Below are 14,967 nucleotides of genomic sequence, written 5' to 3'. Positions count from 1 at the left end.
ACACCGGAGGGCGGCTCCCGATTTGGGGCCGCCCTCCGGACGCTCCACGAGTCCCTCAGGGGAGCTTGTACACCTTGCTGAACAGCGTGATGTCCGCGTCGTTCACCTTGCCGTCGCCGTTCAGGTCGCCGCTGAGCGCCGTGCCGGCCTTGTTGTAGTTGTTCATGAGCAGCGCGAGGTCCGCCGTGTCAACGGTGCCGTCATTATTGAGGTCCGCGCCGTTGTACTTCGCCTTTGCGGCTTCGGGCGTGAAGGCGCTCAGGCCCAGCTGACGCGTCAGCGCGACGCGCACGGCCTCGTTCAGCGGGACGTTCGGGTTGAGTTCCACGCGGCGCTCCCCGTTCACGGTGAGCGTGCGGACGATCACGTCCGGGTTGAACGGCGCGCGCCCGCCGCGCACGAGGACGTCTCCGTCCACGAGGCGGAACGTCACGCCGTCGCTCTCCAGGCTCTTCAGGGCCGCCTGCACAGCCTTGATGACGTCGTCCCCCTGGGGCCGCAGCGGGACGTTCGCGGCGCCCGACACGCCCAGCGCGGCCGCGCCCAGCAGCGCGAGAAGACGCGCGGTCATTGCGCCTCCCGCGCCTTGAGCAGCGCCGTTTTGAAGGCGGCGAGGTCCGGCGTGTCACCGCGCGTGACCTTGCCATCCTCCACCGGGTACAGGCCCGCGTTGAACCCCACGATAGGGCTGTCGAGGCGCGCTTTGTACAGCAGCAGAACCGCTTCCGCGCCCGCCTTGAAGGTGGGTGCGTCATCCACGCCGTTCAGGATGTACAGCGCGGGCTGATCGCCGCGGCGAGGCAGGTCGGCGGCGTTCCCCGCGATGGTTTCCGCCACGGTCAGCGGGTACACCGTCCAGGTGAGGCCGTCCTCGGTGACGGTCTGCCCGGCGCCGACGGTGGCGCGCACGATCACTTCGGCCTGTCGGGCCTGCTGCGCGAAGGTGAGCGGACGGACGCTGGTGGCGCCCGCGAGGGCGGACGCGGCGAGCAGCGCGGTGGCGACGGTGCGGTGCATTATTTGCCTCCGGGTTGCGGCGTGGGCGTCGGGGCGGGCGGCGTGGTCGTGCCGTCCGCCGGGGGGGTGGGGGTTGCGCCGGGCGTCGGGGCGCCGCCGTCGGTCGGGGCCGGGGCGGGCGTGGTGGGCGCGTCTGCGGGCGTCGTCGGGGTGGCGGCCGGCGTGCCAGTAGTGCCCGGGGTGGGCGCCGGGGTGTCCGTCTTGCCGTCCACGGCGGGCGCCTTGTCGGCAGGCTTGTCGGGCGTGGCCGGGGCGGGCGCCTGCCCGATCAGTTTCCCTTCGCCGTTGCGCGCGGCGATGGTAGTGCCTTCGGCGCTCAGGCGCACGGCCTTCGCGGGCTTCAGCGTCACGAGCGCGACGCGCGCGCCGGTCTTCGGCGCGGCGCGGAAGCCCATGTCCACGCTGAGCGTGCGGCCCGACTGCTTCCAGAACACCACGGGTCGGCCGTCGCCGGGCGTCACGGCGCTCACGGTCACGCCTTCGGGCAGCGGCCACGTAAAGCGCAGTGCGCGCGTCTGCCGCGGGTAGTTCAGGACCAGCGGCACGCGCGTCTCGGCGCGCAGGTCCGTGCTCGGCAGGGTCGGCACGAGCGCCGTGGGCGGCAGGGTGCTCACGGACATGTTGAAGGGCTGCACCTTCGTGCTGAGGTTCGCGTCGCCCGCCTCCAGCGTGAACGTGTACGTGCCGCCCGCTGTGGGCGTGCCGCTCAGGGTGGTGCCGTTCAGTTTCAGGCCGGGCGGCAAGGTGCCGCTCACGACGCGCACCGTGTACGGGCTGGTGCCGCCCGCGATGTTCAGCGGCGCGGTGTACGGCTCGTTCGTGTACGCCACGGGCAGGTTCGTGCTGCCGAAGTTCAGCGCGTCACGGTACGTGCTGAAACTGCCGGACGTGCCGGTCGTGGACCCGCACGCGCCGAGCGTCAGCGCGAGAAGCGCGAGGGCCGCCGGGGCCCGCCAACTGCGTGTTCGCATGAGGCGCAGTGTACCGTGCGCGCATGAGCGGCGCGCCCGGAATCCTCACGCGGGAACGGTTCCCGGTGGGCGGCGCCCCCTAGAATGCGGGGCATGACCATTCAAGACGCCCTCCGCCCCGGCGTGCAGCTCGGGCGGTACACCGTCGAGCGCGTGCAGGACCTCCCTGAAATCGACGCGCGCATCACGTTCCTCCGGCATGACCTCGGCGCGCGGCACATGCACGTGCACCGCGCGGACGACAACCTCGCGTTCGGCGTGGTGTTCCCCACCGTCCCGCAGGACAGCACCGGCGTGGCGCACATCCTGGAGCACGTCGCCCTGATGGGCAGCGCGAACTACCCGGTGCCGGACCCGTTCTTCGCGATGCTGCCGCGCAGCCTGAACACGTTCATGAACGCGTTCACGTCCAGCGACTGGACGGCGTACCCGTTCAGCACCCGCAACACGCAGGACTACTTCAACCTGCTGAGCGTGTACCTGGACGCGGCGTTCTTCCCGCTGCTGCGGTACGAGAGCTTCCGGCAAGACGGTCACCGCCTGGAGTTCGAGACGCCCGGCGACGCGAAAAGCGCCCTGAAGCTCGGCGGCGTCGTGTACAACGAGATGAAGGGCGCCATGGCCGCGCCCGCCAGCATCATGTACCGCGCGATCGGGAAGGCGCTCTACCCGGACCTGACGTACGCGAACAACAGCGGCGGCGAACCGAACGATATCCCGAGCCTCACGTGGGAGGACCTGCGGGCCTTCCACGCGCGCCACTACCACCCCAGCAACGCGTTCTTCTACACGTACGGCAGCCTGCCGCTCGAGCAGAGCCTGCAGGTGATCGAGGAGCGCGTCATGTCGAAGTTCACGCCACAGGCGCTGGACGTGAGCATCCCCGACCAGACGCCGTTCGCGGAGCCGCGCGCGCTCGCGCTCAGCTACCCGGGCACGGACCTGGAGGGCGGCGCGCAGGGCACGGTCGCGTGGAAGCTCGGGCGGAGCTTCGACGCGAGCGAGAACCTGAAGTGGAGCGTCCTGTCGGAGCTGCTGCTCGGCAACCCCGCCGCGCCGCTGTACCACGCGCTGATCGAGTCGGGCGTGGGCAGCAGCCTCGCGGACGCCAGCGGCTACCACGACAACTTCCGCGAGGGCGCGTTCACGGTCGGTCTCAAGGGCGTGAGCGCCGCGCGCGTGAACGAGGTGGAAGCCCTCGTCCTGAACGCCCTGCAAACCATCGCGCGTGACGGCATCCCGGCGGAACTCGTGGACAGCGCCCTGCACCAGTTCGAGATTGCGCAGAAGGAAGTCAGCAACGCCGGCTGGCCGTACGGGCTGAAGCTCATGATGCGCGGCCTCGGGCCGTGGCTGCACGGCGGCGACCCCATCAGCGCCCTGAACATCGACGTGGAGCTCGCGCGCCTGCAGGCCGCGCGCGCTGAGCACCCGCGCCTGTTCGAGGAGGTCATCGAGGCGGAACTGCTGCGCAACCCGCACCGCGCGACCATCACGCTCACGCCCGACGCGGACCTCGCGGCGCGCACCGAAGCGGAGGAGCGCGCGCTCGTGGAGCGCCTGACGGCGACCTTCACGGACGAGGACCGCCAGCGCGTCCTCGACGAGAACGCCGCGCTTGACGCGATGCGTGAGGCGGACGTGGACCACGGCGTCCTCCCCACGCTCAGCACCGCCGACATCCCCACGGGCGTGCCCCGCCCCGCGTACACGACCGAGGAGACGCCCGGCGCGATTATCGGGCGCGTCCCGCAGCCCACCAGCGGTCTCGTGTACCTGGACGTGCAGGTCCGCGTGAACCACCTGCCCGGCGACCTGCTGGACCTGCTGCCGCTGTACGCGTTCGCGCTCACGCGCAGCGGCGCGGCGGGCCTGACGGACGTGCAGATGACGCGCCGCGTGGAGGCCGTGACGGGCGGCGTCAGCGCCAGCGTCGGCAGCGGCGTCGCGCCGAGCGAACTGCAGGACCTGCGCGCCGCGTTCACGCTCAGCGGCAAGGCCCTGTCCCGCAACGCCGACGCGCTCGTGAGCGTCCTGCACGACTACCTGACCGCCCCGCAGTTCACGCCGGAACGTGTGCGTCAGCTGCTGCGCCAGCGCGTCACGGCGCTGCGCGCCAGCGTCGTCAGCAGCGGCACCGACTACGCCCTGCGCACCGCCACCGCGCAGCTCACGCCCGAAGGCGCCCTCGACGAACGCCAGGGCGGCATCACGCACCTGCGCACCCTCGAAGCCGCCCAGACGGACGAGGCCATCGCGGCGCTGCTCGATCAGTTCGCGCGGCTTCAGCGCGCCCTGCTCGACGGCCGCGCGCGCGTGTGCCTCACCGCGCAGGACGCCGACCTGAACCTCGACCTCACGGCCGTCACGCAGGCGTTCCAGGGCACCGCGCCGGACGCGCCCGTGAGCGCGGCCCTCAGCCCGCGCACGCCGGTGGCGTACACCGTGGATACGCCCGTCGCGTACAACGTCCGCGCGTACCCGGGCGTGCCGTACACGCACGCGGACAACGCGGCGCTGCTCGTCCTCAGCCGCCTGCTGCGCACCACGTACCTGCAGAAGGAACTGCGTGAGCGGGGCGGCGCGTACGGCGGGTACGCCACGTTTGACCCGCGCGGCGGCGTGTTCGGCCTCGCCAGCTACCGCGACCCGCACATCGCCCGCACGTACGGCGTGTTCGACCGCGCGCAGAGCGCCCTCGCGAGCCTCACGGACCGCGACCTCACCGAGGCGATCTTGTCCGCCAGCAAGCAGCTCGACCCGCTTACCAGCCCGGACACGGTGGGGCGCCTGCGCTTCTACGGCGACCTCGGTGGGTACACCGCCGACGTGCAGGAGGCGTACAAGGCGCGGCTGCTCGCGGTGACGCAGGACGACCTGCGGCGCGTGGCGAGCACGTACCTGCGCGCGGACGCCGCCGCGAACGCGACCGTCGCAGGCCGCAACCCGAACGCCGAAACGGCCGATGCGGGCCTGACCTTCGACGTCCGCACCCTCTGAGGGGATTGCCGAAGGGGCCCCCGGGATGACCGGGGGCCCCGGTCGTGTCTGGGGGCCCCGCGCGCCCGTGCCGTAGCATGCGCGCATGCGACGCGCCGCCCTGCTCCTGCTGCTCACGCTCTCCCCCGCCCTCGCCGCGCCGAACTACACGGGCGCGTGGACGTTCACGGCCCGGGGCGAGGACGGCACGGTCCTCACGCAGAAGGCCCGCATCACGCAGGTGGTGCGGGGTGGGCGCGTGTACCTGAGTGGGTACGGCCTGAGCGGCGCGCTGCGCGGCAGCACCGGCGCGTTCAGCAGCGTCAGCCGCGATGCGGACGCGACGCGGACGTACGCGGGGACGCTCACGTTCAGCGTCCGCAGCGCGCGTGGGTCCGGCACGCTGAAAGAAGCGTACCGGGGCGGGCGCGTCATCGTGACGCACTTCAGCATCACGGGCCGGCGGTAAACGACAAGGAGGCCGCGCGTCGCCTGTATGGGAGGTCCGCTGGGCTGCCCCTTCTGAGCGGGAGAGGCGCGCTCAGAAGGGGCAGCCCACGCGCCAGGGCGAGCGGACCTGCGTCAGCGAGACCCCGAAGGGCTCCGCGAGCGCCACCTGAAGGGACTCCAGATCCTGCACCTCAACTTCGGTAACGTCCTGTTTGACGCTGTCACTCAGGTCGTAGTCCCCGCTGCACAGGCCGCCTCCATGGCAAAGCGGCACACCAGAACGTACCGTCATGGTGCTGGTCCACGCAGATGGAGGTGCGCCGATGGTCGTCGCCGCTGTCCAGCTCAAGGCACGCTTCCCCACCGGAGTACAGCTGATTGAGTACGGGGATCCGTTCGGTCATGCGTTCAGCTGCTGGCGCTGGTGTAGCTGGCGAGCGCCCGGACCCACAGCGCGCGCGCGAGCACGAGCAGCAGCGCGGCGATGACGGGGCTGGCGAGCGCGAGCGTCCACGTGAGGCGACCGGTGAGGGCCTGCGCAGGCACGGTCGTGATGAGCGCAACCGGCACGACGAACGTGAGGGCCGGTCGGAGCCACGCGGGGAACGCCTGGATGGGGTAGCGGCCCACGCCGAACACGCCGTCGAACAGGGCGGTGACGTTCTCGACCTTCACGAACCAGAACGCGGTCGTGCTGAGCATGAACCAGATGGCGTACACCATCAGGAGGGCGCTGACGTACAGTGCGGCGGCAGTGGCGGCGCCGAGGATCGTCACGCCGCCGAGCTGCGCCACGCCCCACGCGATGATGCCCAGGCCAAGCGCAACGTCGATGCTGCGCAGGAAGTTGATGTTGCGGGTGCTGACGAGGAACTGCGCGTCGATGGGCTTGAGGAGATTGAAGTCCATGCTGCCGGTGCGGACGCCCTCGGCGATCTTGCTGAGGTTCGGCTGGAACGCGGTGGCGATGACGCCCTGCGTGAGCATGAAGAACCCGGCGACAATGACCGCTTCGGGGAGCGTCCAGCCACCGAGCGTCTTGATTTCCGGGCGGGAGAAGATCAGCGAGAGGCCGAGCAGGGCGGTGAGGGCCTCGCCGATGGCCGCGAGGACGCTGCCGATGAAGTTCGCGCGGTACTCCAGCTGGGCGCTGAGGCTCGCGCCGAGGAAGAGGCGCATGAGGCGCAGGGCGCGTTTCATGCGCCCACCGCGCCGTACCGCCGCAGCCCCGCGCGCCACAGTGCGGCGCGCAGGACGCTGAGGGCGGCGAGCCACGCGAGCAGCACGGCGGCGCCGCGCGCGGCGTCCGCGAGGTCCGCTTTGCCGCTGATCAGGTCGCTGGGCAGGCCGAGCATGTACGGAAACGGCGTGAACCGCGCGACGGCCTGCACGGCGGGCGGGTAGAGACTGAGGGGCGCGAAGATTCCACCGAGCGCGGCGTACGCGAGCCACGTGAGTTCCGCGAAGGCCGTGGCTGTCTGCGTCCAGAAGGCGAGCAGCGCGAAGCAGTACTCCCACAGGAAACGCACGGTAAAGCCGAGCGCGACGAGGACGATGAACGCGAGCCACGCGCTGACGCTCGCCGTGAAGTGCGCGCCGAACGTGGCGGTGAACACCGAGGCGAGCACGATCATGAGGGGGACGCGCACGAACCGCTCCGCCCAGTGCGCGAAGTAATGCATCCAGAACGGGTCGATGGGACGCAGCAGCTGCGGGCTGAGGGTGCCCTGGTTGATCTGGAAGTTCAGTTCCCACGCGACCCACACGACGAGCATCTGCCCGGCGAGCCACGTGCCGATGAAGTAGGTCGTGAAGTCACGCGCGTCGTACGTGCCGATGGTGCCGCTGCTGGACTGCGCGGTGAGGTCGCGCCACAGGAGCATCATGACGAGGGTGAGGGTGCCGCTGAGCATCCAGATGACGATTTCCGCGCGGTACGCGGTCATGTGCGCGAATTGCGTGGCGAGGAGGACGCGCACCTTGCGCCATGTGGCGGTCATGGCTGCGTTCCTTCGGGGTGGCCGAAGAGCTGCCCGATGACGTCCTCGATGGGGGGGTCCTCGACGGTGAGGTCGGCGACTTCGAGCGCGCCGAGCAGCGCAGCGGCGCGGGCGCTGACGTCCGCGCGGGGGACGCTGAGTTCCGCGTCGAGGCCGTCGGCACGGATGACGTCGCCGTACGGGGCGAGCGCTTCCGCGGTGATGGGGCGCGTCAGCTGAAGCTTGATGGTTTTGCGGCCGGTGCCGCGCGCGGTGAGGTCGGCGAGGTCACCGTCGTGCCGGATGGCGCCGCCGTCAATGATGAGGATGCGGCGCGCGAGGGCGGTGACGTCCGCCATGTAGTGGCTGGTGAGGATGACGGTGGCGCGCTCGCGTTCGTTGTACGCGCGGATGAATTCGCGGACGTTGTGCTGCATGTTGACGTCGAGGCCGATGGTGGGCTCGTCGAGGAACAGTACTTTGGGGCGGTGCAGGAGCGCAGCAGCGAGTTCGCATTTCATGCGTTCGCCGAGGCTGAGCTTGCGGACCTGTTTGCGGAGGATGGGGCCGAGGTTCAGGACGTCGTCGAATTCGCGCATGGTGGCGTGAAACTGGTCGTCGGGAATCTCGTACACGGCCTGGTTCACGCGGAAGGAGTCGAGGGCGGGGAGGTCCCACAGGAGTTGCTGCTTCTGGCCCATGACGAGGGTGATGGTGCGCAGGAAGGCTGTCTGGCGGCGGCGCGGTTCGAACCCGCCGACGCGGACTTCGCCGCCGCTGGGGTGCAGGAGGCCGCTGAGCATCTTGAGGGTGGTGGTTTTGCCGGCGCCGTTCGGGCCGAGGAAGCCGATGACCTCGCCGGCGTGCAGGTCGAAGCTGACGCCGCGCACGGCGTGGACGGTGCGGGTCTGGCGGCGCACGAACGCGCGGAGGCTGCCCAGGAAGCCGGGGTCCTTTTCGTGGACGTCGTATTGCTTGCGGAGGTCGCGGACGCGGACGATGAGGTCACGGTCCGGCTGGGCGGGCGGCGGGGCGTGGGGTGCGGTGCTGGTCACGGTACCTTCAGCGTAGGCGGTGAGCGGGGTGGTGGCCGTCCGCCATGCGGCAGATGCGCGGGCCGCTGAGCAGCGTGCGGGGGGGCTGCCGGTGATGGGTGTGCGCGGGTGTTAGGGGTGCGCTTCGGGTTCCTGGGTGTCGCGTTCGAGCTGGTTGCGCAGGGCGCGTTCGACGTAGGCGCTGAGGCTGAGGCGGGCGTCGATGCTGGCGTATTTGATGCGGCGAACGAGGTCTGGGGGGAGGTAGACGTTGAATTGCTGCTTGGGGTCCCGAGCCATAGGTCTAGCTTAGTAGGATGCTAGCAACAGCACGCTGGCACGTGAGAAATCATAGATGCCCGTGATGCAGATGGCAGAACACCCAAGTGCAATTCCGCACACGGTCAGTGTCACATCAGTCAGCCACGGCACACTGACGTCATCCCAACCCACAGGAGGTCCATGCATGAAACATCCGATGACGACATTGATCGCCACTGCCGCCCTGACCCTCGGCCTCGCCGGTGCTCAGACGCAGCCCGCCCCCACCACGACGGTGCCACTGCCCGGCAAGATCCCCGCCTCCGTGACCCGCACGCAAACCGACACGTTCAAAGCCTTCCTCGCCGCCGGCGGGACCGTCCAGCTCCTCGGCGCTGACGGTCAACCCATCGGCACCGTGAACGCGGACGGCACCGTCACCCTGACCGGCACGGCCACCCTCGCCGACGCCAAAAGCGTCCGCGTAACGCCGCCCACCGGGACCGGCACGGCCACGACGTACACGCTCGCGCGGGACCTGTCCAAGCCTGGCGCCATCAAGCTCGCATTCACGCAGCCGGACGGCCGCACCCTCGCCCTGCCGCTCAGCGCCATCGCGAACCGTCAAGCGAACGCAAACCGCACGGACGCCACCGAGGACCGCGGCCGCCCGGAGAACGCCGAGAAACCGGAAAAGCCCGAGAAGCCCGAACGGGGCGAGAAGCCCGGCAAGGGCCACAAGTAACCCCCGCGCAGGAGGGCGGCCGTGCACAAGCCACGGCCGCCCTCCTCGCTCGCCTCCCCTGTGCGCGGCGTCAGTCGCCCGCCAGGAAGCGCGCCGTTTCGCGGTGCAGCATCTCCACCGCGCCCAGGCTGTCGAAGGTGTGGTTCGCGCCGGGAATGCCCACCGCGTCACACCCAAGCGCGCGGGCGTACCGCACGCCCATCTCGGGCGGCACGCTCCGGTCCGCGTCGCCGTGGAACACACGCGCCACGCCGCCCCAGCGGCCCGCGGCCTCCAGCGGCTTCAGGCGCGGCAGTTCCTGCAGGAACGCCCGCCCAAGCGGCCACCCGCCGAAATCACTGATGGCCGACGGCATCAGGCCGCCGCGCAGGTGCGGCAGCATGACTTCCGGCAGCGCCGGCGCCCACAGCGCCAGCCGGTGGGGGCGCACGTCCGGCGCGGCAAGCGCGGCCACCATGCCGCCCAGGCTGAACCCGAGCAGCATGGCCCGCTCCGGGTCGATGCCGGGCTGGCGGCGCAGGTACGCCATGGCGGCGTGCGCGTCCTCCACCTCGCGCGTCACGGTCATCTCGCTGAAGTCACCTTCGCTGTCCCCGCTGCCACGAAAATCGATGCGGAGGCTGGCGATGCCCAGACGCACCAGGTACCGGCTGAGCAGCGGGAACAGCCGGTGGTCGGCGGAGCGGCTCCCGGTGAAGCCGTGCAGCATCAGGACGCTCGGGTGGCCGCCGACCGGGGCCGGCGTATCCGGGGTGTGCAGCATGCCGTACACGCGCTGCCCATCCACGGTCATGGACGCGAAGGTTTCCATGACGCGGAGTGTAAAGCACGCGCCCCGCAGGGAGGCGCGTGCCGTTCCTTCACGTGCGGCGCTCAGGGCAGCAGGCGGTGGCGGTCACGCGGGAACGCGCGGGCGTAACGGACGTTCGCGATGCCAAGCAGCTTCGCCGTGAGGCGTTCCGCGCCGATCGCGAACCCCCCGTGCGGCGGCATGCCGTGCTTGAACACCTCGGTGTACCCTTCCATCTGCGCCGGGTCGATGCGGTACTCGCGCAGGCTCTGCAGGAGCATCGCGTGCTCGTGGATGCGCTGGCCGCCGCTGGTGATCTCGATGCCGCGGAACAGCAGGTCGAAGCCGCGCGTGAGGTCCCCTTCCGGGTACGCGTAGAACGGGCGAGCCGCCTTCGGGTACTTCGTGACGAACACGAAGTCCGTGCCGTGCTGCTCCGCGTAATGCTGGCTGAGCAGCCGCTCCCCTTCCGGGTCGAGGTCCTTCCCGCCGACGGCGTGGCCGTATCGCTCCTGCACGAGCCGGCGGGCCTCCAGCAGCTCAATGCGGGGGATGTGCTGCGGCACGTCGGGGATGGCCGCGCCGAGCAGGTCGAACTCGGCGCTCGCGCGGGCACGCAGGCGCGTCATGATCGCGCTGAGCAAGCGCGTCTCGACGTCCATGACGTCCTCCTCGGACTCGATGAAGCCCAGTTCCACGTCCAGAGACAGGTACTCGTTCAGGTGGCGGCTGGTGGCGTGCTCCTCGGCGCGGAACACGGGCGCAACCTCGAACACGCGCTCGAACGTGCCCACCATGATCTGCTTGTACAGCTGCGGGCTCTGCGCAAGGTACGCGCGCTGCCCGAAGTAATCCAGCTCGAACAGGTTCGCGCCGCCCTCCGCCCCGGCAGACACGATTTTCGGGCTGTAGATTTCCGTGAAGCCCTCGTCGATCAGGTGCTCGCGGAACGCCGCGACGATCTCAGCCTGCACCTTCAGCGTGGCGCGCTCCTTAAGGCCACGCACGGTGACGTAACGGTAGTCGAGCGTCGTTTCCGGGTTGACGTTCCACTCCATTTTCGGGATTTCCACGGGCGGCGCCTGCACCGCCTCACTCAGGACGTGGACCTGCTGCGCCTGAATTTCGTACCCGCCGGGCGCTTTGGCGTGCGCCTTGACGGTGCCGATCACTTCCACGCTGCTTTCCGGCATGGGCAGCGTGAGGTTCTGGCCGACGCACTGCGCGATGCCGGTCACGTCGCGCAGCACGAGGAACTGCACGCCGCCCAAGTCACGGCGGGCATGCACGAAGCCCTGCAGGCGGACGGTCTGGCCATCGTGCGGCGCGAGATCACGGGTGAAGGTGCGGGGAAGGGTCGTGCGGGGTGCGGGGGTGGTCATGCGGGTGCTCCTGAGTGAGAAGGAAACGCCCCCGGTCGTTTGCTTCGACCGGGGGCGCGCAGGTATGCGGCGAGACGACCCCCTACCGGGAGTCATTATCGTTGAGGTTCGCCGCGTGCATCTTGACGGCGAGTGTACGGGCCGCCGGCCCGACGGTCAAGCGCTGCGCGCGCAGTTGTCTGCATCTGCGCGCCGCGCCCGCGCCGGCCCGTACACTCGGGACGTGACCCCTCCCCTTTCCCTTCACCATGAACTGGACGTGGCCGTGCGCCTAGCGCGCGAGGCGGGCGCGCTGCTGCTGCACCACCGCGCGCGCGACCTGCAGGTCACCCAGAAATCCAGCGCAGAAGACCTCGTGACCATCGCGGACCGCGAAGCGAGCGACCTGATCGTCCGGGCGCTGCGCGCCGCGTTCCCGGAGGACGGCGTACTCAGTGAGGAACTCGCGGACACCCCGGAGCGGCTCGCGCGCGAGCGCGTGTGGATCATCGACCCGATCGACGGCACACGCGAGTACGTGAACGGCAGCGCGGACTTCAGCGTCAGCATTGGCCTCGCGGTGCGCGGCGAGGCCACGCTCGGCGTGGTGCTTGCGCCCGCCACGAACGAACTGTTCGCGGGCGTCGTCGGCGCGGGCGTCATGAAGAACGGCGCGCCCGTGAACTTCAGCGACCGGCCTGTGGACGCCGCCATCATCGCCGTGTCCGACACCGAGTACCGCGTCGAGCTGCACCGCTACGCGCTCACGGGCCTGCACCCGAGCGGCAGCATCGCCCTGAAGCTCGCGCGCATCGCCGCCGGCGAGGCAGACGCGACCTTCACCATGAGCGCCCGCAGCGAGTGGGACATCGCGGCGGGCATGGCGCTCGTGCGCGCGAACGGTGGCGTGACCGTGCGGCGCAGCGGCTCCGCCATCCCCCTGAACGCCGCGCGGCCCCACATCCGCCGGGGCCTCCTGTCCGGCCGCGCGGACGTCGTCGCACACCTCGCGCAGGCACTCCCCCGCGCGGGCGTCCCCGAGGTGCAGCTGGGGCTGCGCGCCTCCGACAGCGCCTGGGCGGTCCTCACGCCCGAGCAGGCGGCCCGCTGGTCCGGGCACCCGCACGTGCACGTCCGCCACGCTGGCGGGCGCGTCCTCGCGCTGATCGCCTTGCAGCCGCAGGCGGACGGCTGGATCGTCGAGCACGAGGAAGGCGACGACTTCCACCTCGGGCGCCTCGCGCGGGACCTCGCATACGTGTACGGCCCCCTGCACCGCCCCTGAAGGTCCGCTACCCGCGTTCCGGGCCACACAGTAGAGTGTGGGAATGATTTCGATCGTCACGGACTCCACCGCGGACCTCAGCCCGGCGCTGCGCGCGCAGGAGCAGATCCGCAGTGTGCCCCTCTACGTCCTGTTCGACGGGCAGATGCTCAAGGACGGCATTGACATTCAGACCAAAGCCCTGTTCGAAGGCATCAAGGCCGGCAAGAAGACGCCGTCCACCAGCCAGCCCAGCCCCGCCGAATTCGCCGCGGTGTACCGCGAGGCGCTCGAAACGGCCGACGAGGTCCTGAGCATCCACATCAGCGGGCAGCTGTCCGGCACCGTCGGCAGCGCCCGCCTCGCCGCGCAGGAATTCGGTGGGAAGGTCACGGTCGTGGACTCCCGCACCGTGTCGCTCGGCCTGGGTCTCCAGGCGCTGCGCGCCGCGCGCCTCGCCCGGGAAGGCCGAAGCGCCGCCGACATCGTGTCCGCCCTGGAGCGCGTGCAGGCGCAGCAGGACATCCGCTTCACGGTCGACACGCTCGAATTCCTGCGCCTGAACGGCCGCATCGGCGGGGCGCAGGCGCTCCTCGGCGGCCTCCTGAACATCAAGCCGATCCTGGCGGTCCGCGGCGGCCGCGTCGAAAGTGCCGGACGCGCACGCGGCAGCAAAAAAGCCCTCGCGGACATCGCCGAACACGTCCGCAAGTACGCCGAGCAGCACCCCGGCGCGAACGTCGCCTTCCTCGCCACGGACGGCGGCGAAGGCACCGTCGTGGAGCTGCGCGCCGCGCTTGCCGGCGTGAACTACACCGACATGGGCGACCACCACTTCGGCGCGGTCGTCGGCACGCACGCCGGGCCGGGCACGTACGGCGCGGTGCTTGAACCCGCGCAGGTCTAAGCGGCGGGGCGCGCCGCGCGCACTGCGCCGCAAGGGCCGCTACCTGCTGCTGGCCCTCGCGACCGCGGGCGCGTGGTTCGCCTGGCGCGACCCTGCGCCCGGCGACGCCGCCCGACTCGCCGCCCGCTCCCCGGGCGCGCACGCGGCGGGGTGCGCCGTCACGCCCGCGTTCACGCCCGCCCCGCCGCCGCCCGCGCGCCTCACCGGCCGCCTCGGGCTGTTCGTCGCGGAAATCGATCCGGCCACGCTGCGCGTGAAACGCGCCGTCGCGCGCGACCCGGACGGCGTGTACCCCCTCGCCAGCAGCTACAAACAGGCCGTTCTGTGGGCGCTCCTGCGCGCCCACGACGCCGGCACGCTCCCGCTCGGCGAACGGTTCGAGGTGACCACCGCCAGCCAGAGCCTCGGCGCATACCCGTTCGACCACAGCGACGTCCTGACGCTCGCGCGGCGCATGATCCACAACAGCGACAACACCGCCACGGACCTCCTGCACCGCCGCGTCGGCCTGGACGCCGTGCAACGCGTTGCCGACGACCTGAAGCTCTGCCGCACCCGCCTGATCCTGCCCACCAAGGACTGGTGGGTGGCGCAGGCGGGCCTCAGCAGCGCCTTCCCCGGCGCGTCCGTGTTCGCCAGCGCCACCGGCGAGGACCGCTCCCGCCTCGCCCACGCCCTCGACGCCGACGCGCAGACGTACCGCGCGGACTACCTCCAGACGCGCCTGGACCGTTACTTCGAGGAACGCTACCACCCGGACGCGGACCTCGGCACGCACAACGTGAGCACCCCGGCGGAATTCGCGGCGCTTGTCGCGCACGAGTTCCTCCGCCCCGGCCTCAGCCCCGCCAGCCGCACCGTGCAGCGTGACGTGATGAGCAGTGGCTACGGCCGCTCCCGCCTGCAGGTGCCCGTCCGGTACTTCGGCGGGAAAGGCGGCAACGGCTGGGAGATCCTCACGTACACCGGCTATCTGGAAACCCTGGACGGACGGCATGTGGTGTACGCCTTCATGCAGCACGGCGCGCACGAAACGTACACGATGCCGCTCACGCGTACGGCCTTCACGTGGATCAACGCGGCCATCCACGACGTCCTGAATCCCTGAATGGGCGCATCAGCAGGGGGACGCCGTGTCCGGTGTTCCCCTGCTGATGGCGTCTTGAGGTGCGTGCATGCCCGCGGAGCGTTGCCGACCTGCTGGCCCGT

At 70.6% G+C, this 14,967-nt stretch carries 16 protein-coding genes; 6 read left to right on the top strand and 10 right to left on the bottom strand.

Going from position 1 to position 14,967, the window contains the following annotated elements; translation table 11 throughout:
* Window positions 1-55: 55 nt before the first annotated feature.
* Genes DEIMA_RS18245 through DEIMA_RS08585 form a run of 3 tightly spaced genes read right to left on the bottom strand, consistent with a single transcriptional unit; the run spans window position 56 to window position 1,988 of the window.
* The gene (locus tag DEIMA_RS18245) at window positions 56-571 is read right to left on the bottom strand and encodes a hypothetical protein (RefSeq protein WP_013556852.1); all 516 of its coding nucleotides are present in this window, start codon (window positions 569-571) and stop codon (window positions 56-58) included.
* Window positions 568-1,017, bottom strand: coding sequence for a hypothetical protein (locus tag DEIMA_RS08590; RefSeq protein ID WP_013556851.1), 450 nt, complete (start codon window positions 1,015-1,017; stop codon window positions 568-570). Before DEIMA_RS08590 ends, DEIMA_RS18245 begins: the two co-directional genes overlap by 4 nt.
* Window positions 1,017-1,988, bottom strand: coding sequence for an Ig domain-containing protein (locus DEIMA_RS08585; protein ID WP_013556850.1), 972 nt, complete (start codon window positions 1,986-1,988; stop codon window positions 1,017-1,019). The genes DEIMA_RS08590 and DEIMA_RS08585 overlap by 1 nt, the downstream gene beginning before the upstream one ends.
* Window positions 1,989-2,081: 93 nt before the next feature.
* Between DEIMA_RS08585 and DEIMA_RS08580 the strand changes: the two genes are divergently transcribed.
* Entirely contained in the window at window positions 2,082-4,988 is a 2,907-nt protein-coding gene (locus tag DEIMA_RS08580) for an insulinase family protein (RefSeq protein WP_013556849.1), read from the top strand.
* A gap of 85 nt (window positions 4,989-5,073) precedes the next feature.
* Window positions 5,074-5,436 (top strand): hypothetical protein, encoded by a 363-nt coding sequence (locus tag DEIMA_RS08575; protein ID WP_013556848.1) that lies wholly within the window; start codon window positions 5,074-5,076, stop codon window positions 5,434-5,436.
* A 72-nt stretch (window positions 5,437-5,508) separates the two neighbouring features.
* Here DEIMA_RS08575 and DEIMA_RS08570 read toward each other — a convergent pair whose 3' ends face one another.
* The 5 genes from DEIMA_RS08570 to DEIMA_RS08550 all read right to left on the bottom strand — a co-directional run bounded on the left by DEIMA_RS08570 (window position 5,509) and on the right by DEIMA_RS08550 (window position 8,730).
* Window positions 5,509-5,709: a hypothetical protein gene (locus DEIMA_RS08570; RefSeq protein WP_013556847.1), complete on the bottom strand. Its 201-nt coding sequence runs from the start codon at window positions 5,707-5,709 to the stop codon at window positions 5,509-5,511.
* Window positions 5,710-5,825: 116 nt separating this feature from the next.
* Complete coding sequence (locus tag DEIMA_RS08565) at window positions 5,826-6,617, bottom strand: ABC transporter permease (protein WP_013556846.1); 792 nt, start codon at window positions 6,615-6,617, stop codon at window positions 5,826-5,828.
* Entirely contained in the window at window positions 6,614-7,417 is an 804-nt protein-coding gene (locus DEIMA_RS08560; RefSeq protein ID WP_013556845.1) for an ABC transporter permease, read from the bottom strand. Before DEIMA_RS08560 ends, DEIMA_RS08565 begins: the two co-directional genes overlap by 4 nt.
* The gene (locus tag DEIMA_RS08555) at window positions 7,414-8,451 is read right to left on the bottom strand and encodes an ABC transporter ATP-binding protein (RefSeq protein WP_013556844.1); all 1,038 of its coding nucleotides are present in this window, start codon (window positions 8,449-8,451) and stop codon (window positions 7,414-7,416) included. Before DEIMA_RS08555 ends, DEIMA_RS08560 begins: the two co-directional genes overlap by 4 nt.
* 111 nt (window positions 8,452-8,562) lie before the next feature.
* On the bottom strand, window positions 8,563-8,730 hold the full coding sequence (locus DEIMA_RS08550; RefSeq protein WP_013556843.1) for a ribbon-helix-helix domain-containing protein: 168 nt from the start codon (window positions 8,728-8,730) through the stop codon (window positions 8,563-8,565).
* Window positions 8,731-8,896: 166 nt separating this feature from the next.
* Here DEIMA_RS08550 and DEIMA_RS08545 point away from each other — a divergent pair, with 166 nt between their 5' ends.
* A complete protein-coding gene (locus tag DEIMA_RS08545; protein WP_013556842.1) occupies window positions 8,897-9,436 on the top strand; it encodes a hypothetical protein in 540 nt (179 codons plus the stop codon).
* A 70-nt stretch (window positions 9,437-9,506) separates the two neighbouring features.
* Here the strand turns inward: DEIMA_RS08545 and DEIMA_RS08540 are convergent, their stop codons facing one another.
* Complete coding sequence (locus DEIMA_RS08540; RefSeq protein ID WP_013556841.1) at window positions 9,507-10,247, bottom strand: alpha/beta hydrolase family protein; 741 nt, start codon at window positions 10,245-10,247, stop codon at window positions 9,507-9,509.
* Between the two features lie 62 nt (window positions 10,248-10,309).
* Window positions 10,310-11,608, bottom strand: a complete 1,299-nt coding sequence (aspS, locus tag DEIMA_RS08535; RefSeq protein WP_013556840.1) for an aspartate--tRNA(Asn) ligase — start codon at window positions 11,606-11,608, stop codon at window positions 10,310-10,312.
* A 223-nt stretch (window positions 11,609-11,831) separates the two neighbouring features.
* On the opposite strand from aspS, the gene DEIMA_RS08530 reads away from it, so the two are divergent.
* The 3 genes from DEIMA_RS08530 to DEIMA_RS08520 are packed head-to-tail and all read left to right on the top strand — an operon-like array spanning window position 11,832 to window position 14,866.
* Entirely contained in the window at window positions 11,832-12,872 is a 1,041-nt protein-coding gene (locus DEIMA_RS08530; RefSeq protein ID WP_013556839.1) for a 3'(2'),5'-bisphosphate nucleotidase CysQ, read from the top strand.
* Window positions 12,873-12,915: 43 nt separating this feature from the next.
* Window positions 12,916-13,758 (top strand): DegV family protein, encoded by an 843-nt coding sequence (locus tag DEIMA_RS08525; RefSeq protein WP_013556838.1) that lies wholly within the window; start codon window positions 12,916-12,918, stop codon window positions 13,756-13,758.
* The gene (locus DEIMA_RS08520) at window positions 13,739-14,866 is read left to right on the top strand and encodes a serine hydrolase (protein ID WP_013556837.1); all 1,128 of its coding nucleotides are present in this window, start codon (window positions 13,739-13,741) and stop codon (window positions 14,864-14,866) included. The genes DEIMA_RS08525 and DEIMA_RS08520 overlap by 20 nt, the downstream gene beginning before the upstream one ends.
* The last annotated feature ends 101 nt before the right edge of the window (window positions 14,867-14,967 follow it).

It is taken from the genome of Deinococcus maricopensis DSM 21211 (genome assembly GCF_000186385.1).
Taxonomy (GTDB): domain Bacteria; phylum Deinococcota; class Deinococci; order Deinococcales; family Deinococcaceae; genus Deinococcus_B; species Deinococcus_B maricopensis.
Note: the sequence above shows the minus strand (reverse complement) of the source record. Positions and strands in the feature narration are given on the sequence as shown.

Excerpts from the sequence above, each read along its gene's own strand:
- DEIMA_RS18245 (WP_013556852.1), bottom strand. The coding sequence starts at position 571 with ATGACCGCGCGTCTTCTCGCGCTGCTGGGCGCGGCCGCGCTGGGCGTG.
- DEIMA_RS08590 (WP_013556851.1), bottom strand. The coding sequence starts at position 1,017 with ATGCACCGCACCGTCGCCACCGCGCTGCTCGCCGCGTCCGCCCTCGCG.
- DEIMA_RS08585 (WP_013556850.1), bottom strand. The coding sequence starts at position 1,988 with ATGCGAACACGCAGTTGGCGGGCCCCGGCGGCCCTCGCGCTTCTCGCG.
- DEIMA_RS08580 (WP_013556849.1), top strand. The coding sequence starts at position 2,082 with ATGACCATTCAAGACGCCCTCCGCCCCGGCGTGCAGCTCGGGCGGTAC.
- DEIMA_RS08575 (WP_013556848.1), top strand. The coding sequence starts at position 5,074 with ATGCGACGCGCCGCCCTGCTCCTGCTGCTCACGCTCTCCCCCGCCCTC.
- DEIMA_RS08570 (WP_013556847.1), bottom strand. The coding sequence starts at position 5,709 with ATGACGGTACGTTCTGGTGTGCCGCTTTGCCATGGAGGCGGCCTGTGC.
- DEIMA_RS08565 (WP_013556846.1), bottom strand. The coding sequence starts at position 6,617 with ATGAAACGCGCCCTGCGCCTCATGCGCCTCTTCCTCGGCGCGAGCCTC.
- DEIMA_RS08560 (WP_013556845.1), bottom strand. The coding sequence starts at position 7,417 with ATGACCGCCACATGGCGCAAGGTGCGCGTCCTCCTCGCCACGCAATTC.
- DEIMA_RS08550 (WP_013556843.1), bottom strand. The coding sequence starts at position 8,730 with ATGGCTCGGGACCCCAAGCAGCAATTCAACGTCTACCTCCCCCCAGAC.
- DEIMA_RS08545 (WP_013556842.1), top strand. The coding sequence starts at position 8,897 with ATGAAACATCCGATGACGACATTGATCGCCACTGCCGCCCTGACCCTC.
- DEIMA_RS08540 (WP_013556841.1), bottom strand. The coding sequence starts at position 10,247 with ATGGAAACCTTCGCGTCCATGACCGTGGATGGGCAGCGCGTGTACGGC.
- aspS (WP_013556840.1), bottom strand. The coding sequence starts at position 11,608 with ATGACCACCCCCGCACCCCGCACGACCCTTCCCCGCACCTTCACCCGT.
- DEIMA_RS08525 (WP_013556838.1), top strand. The coding sequence starts at position 12,916 with ATGATTTCGATCGTCACGGACTCCACCGCGGACCTCAGCCCGGCGCTG.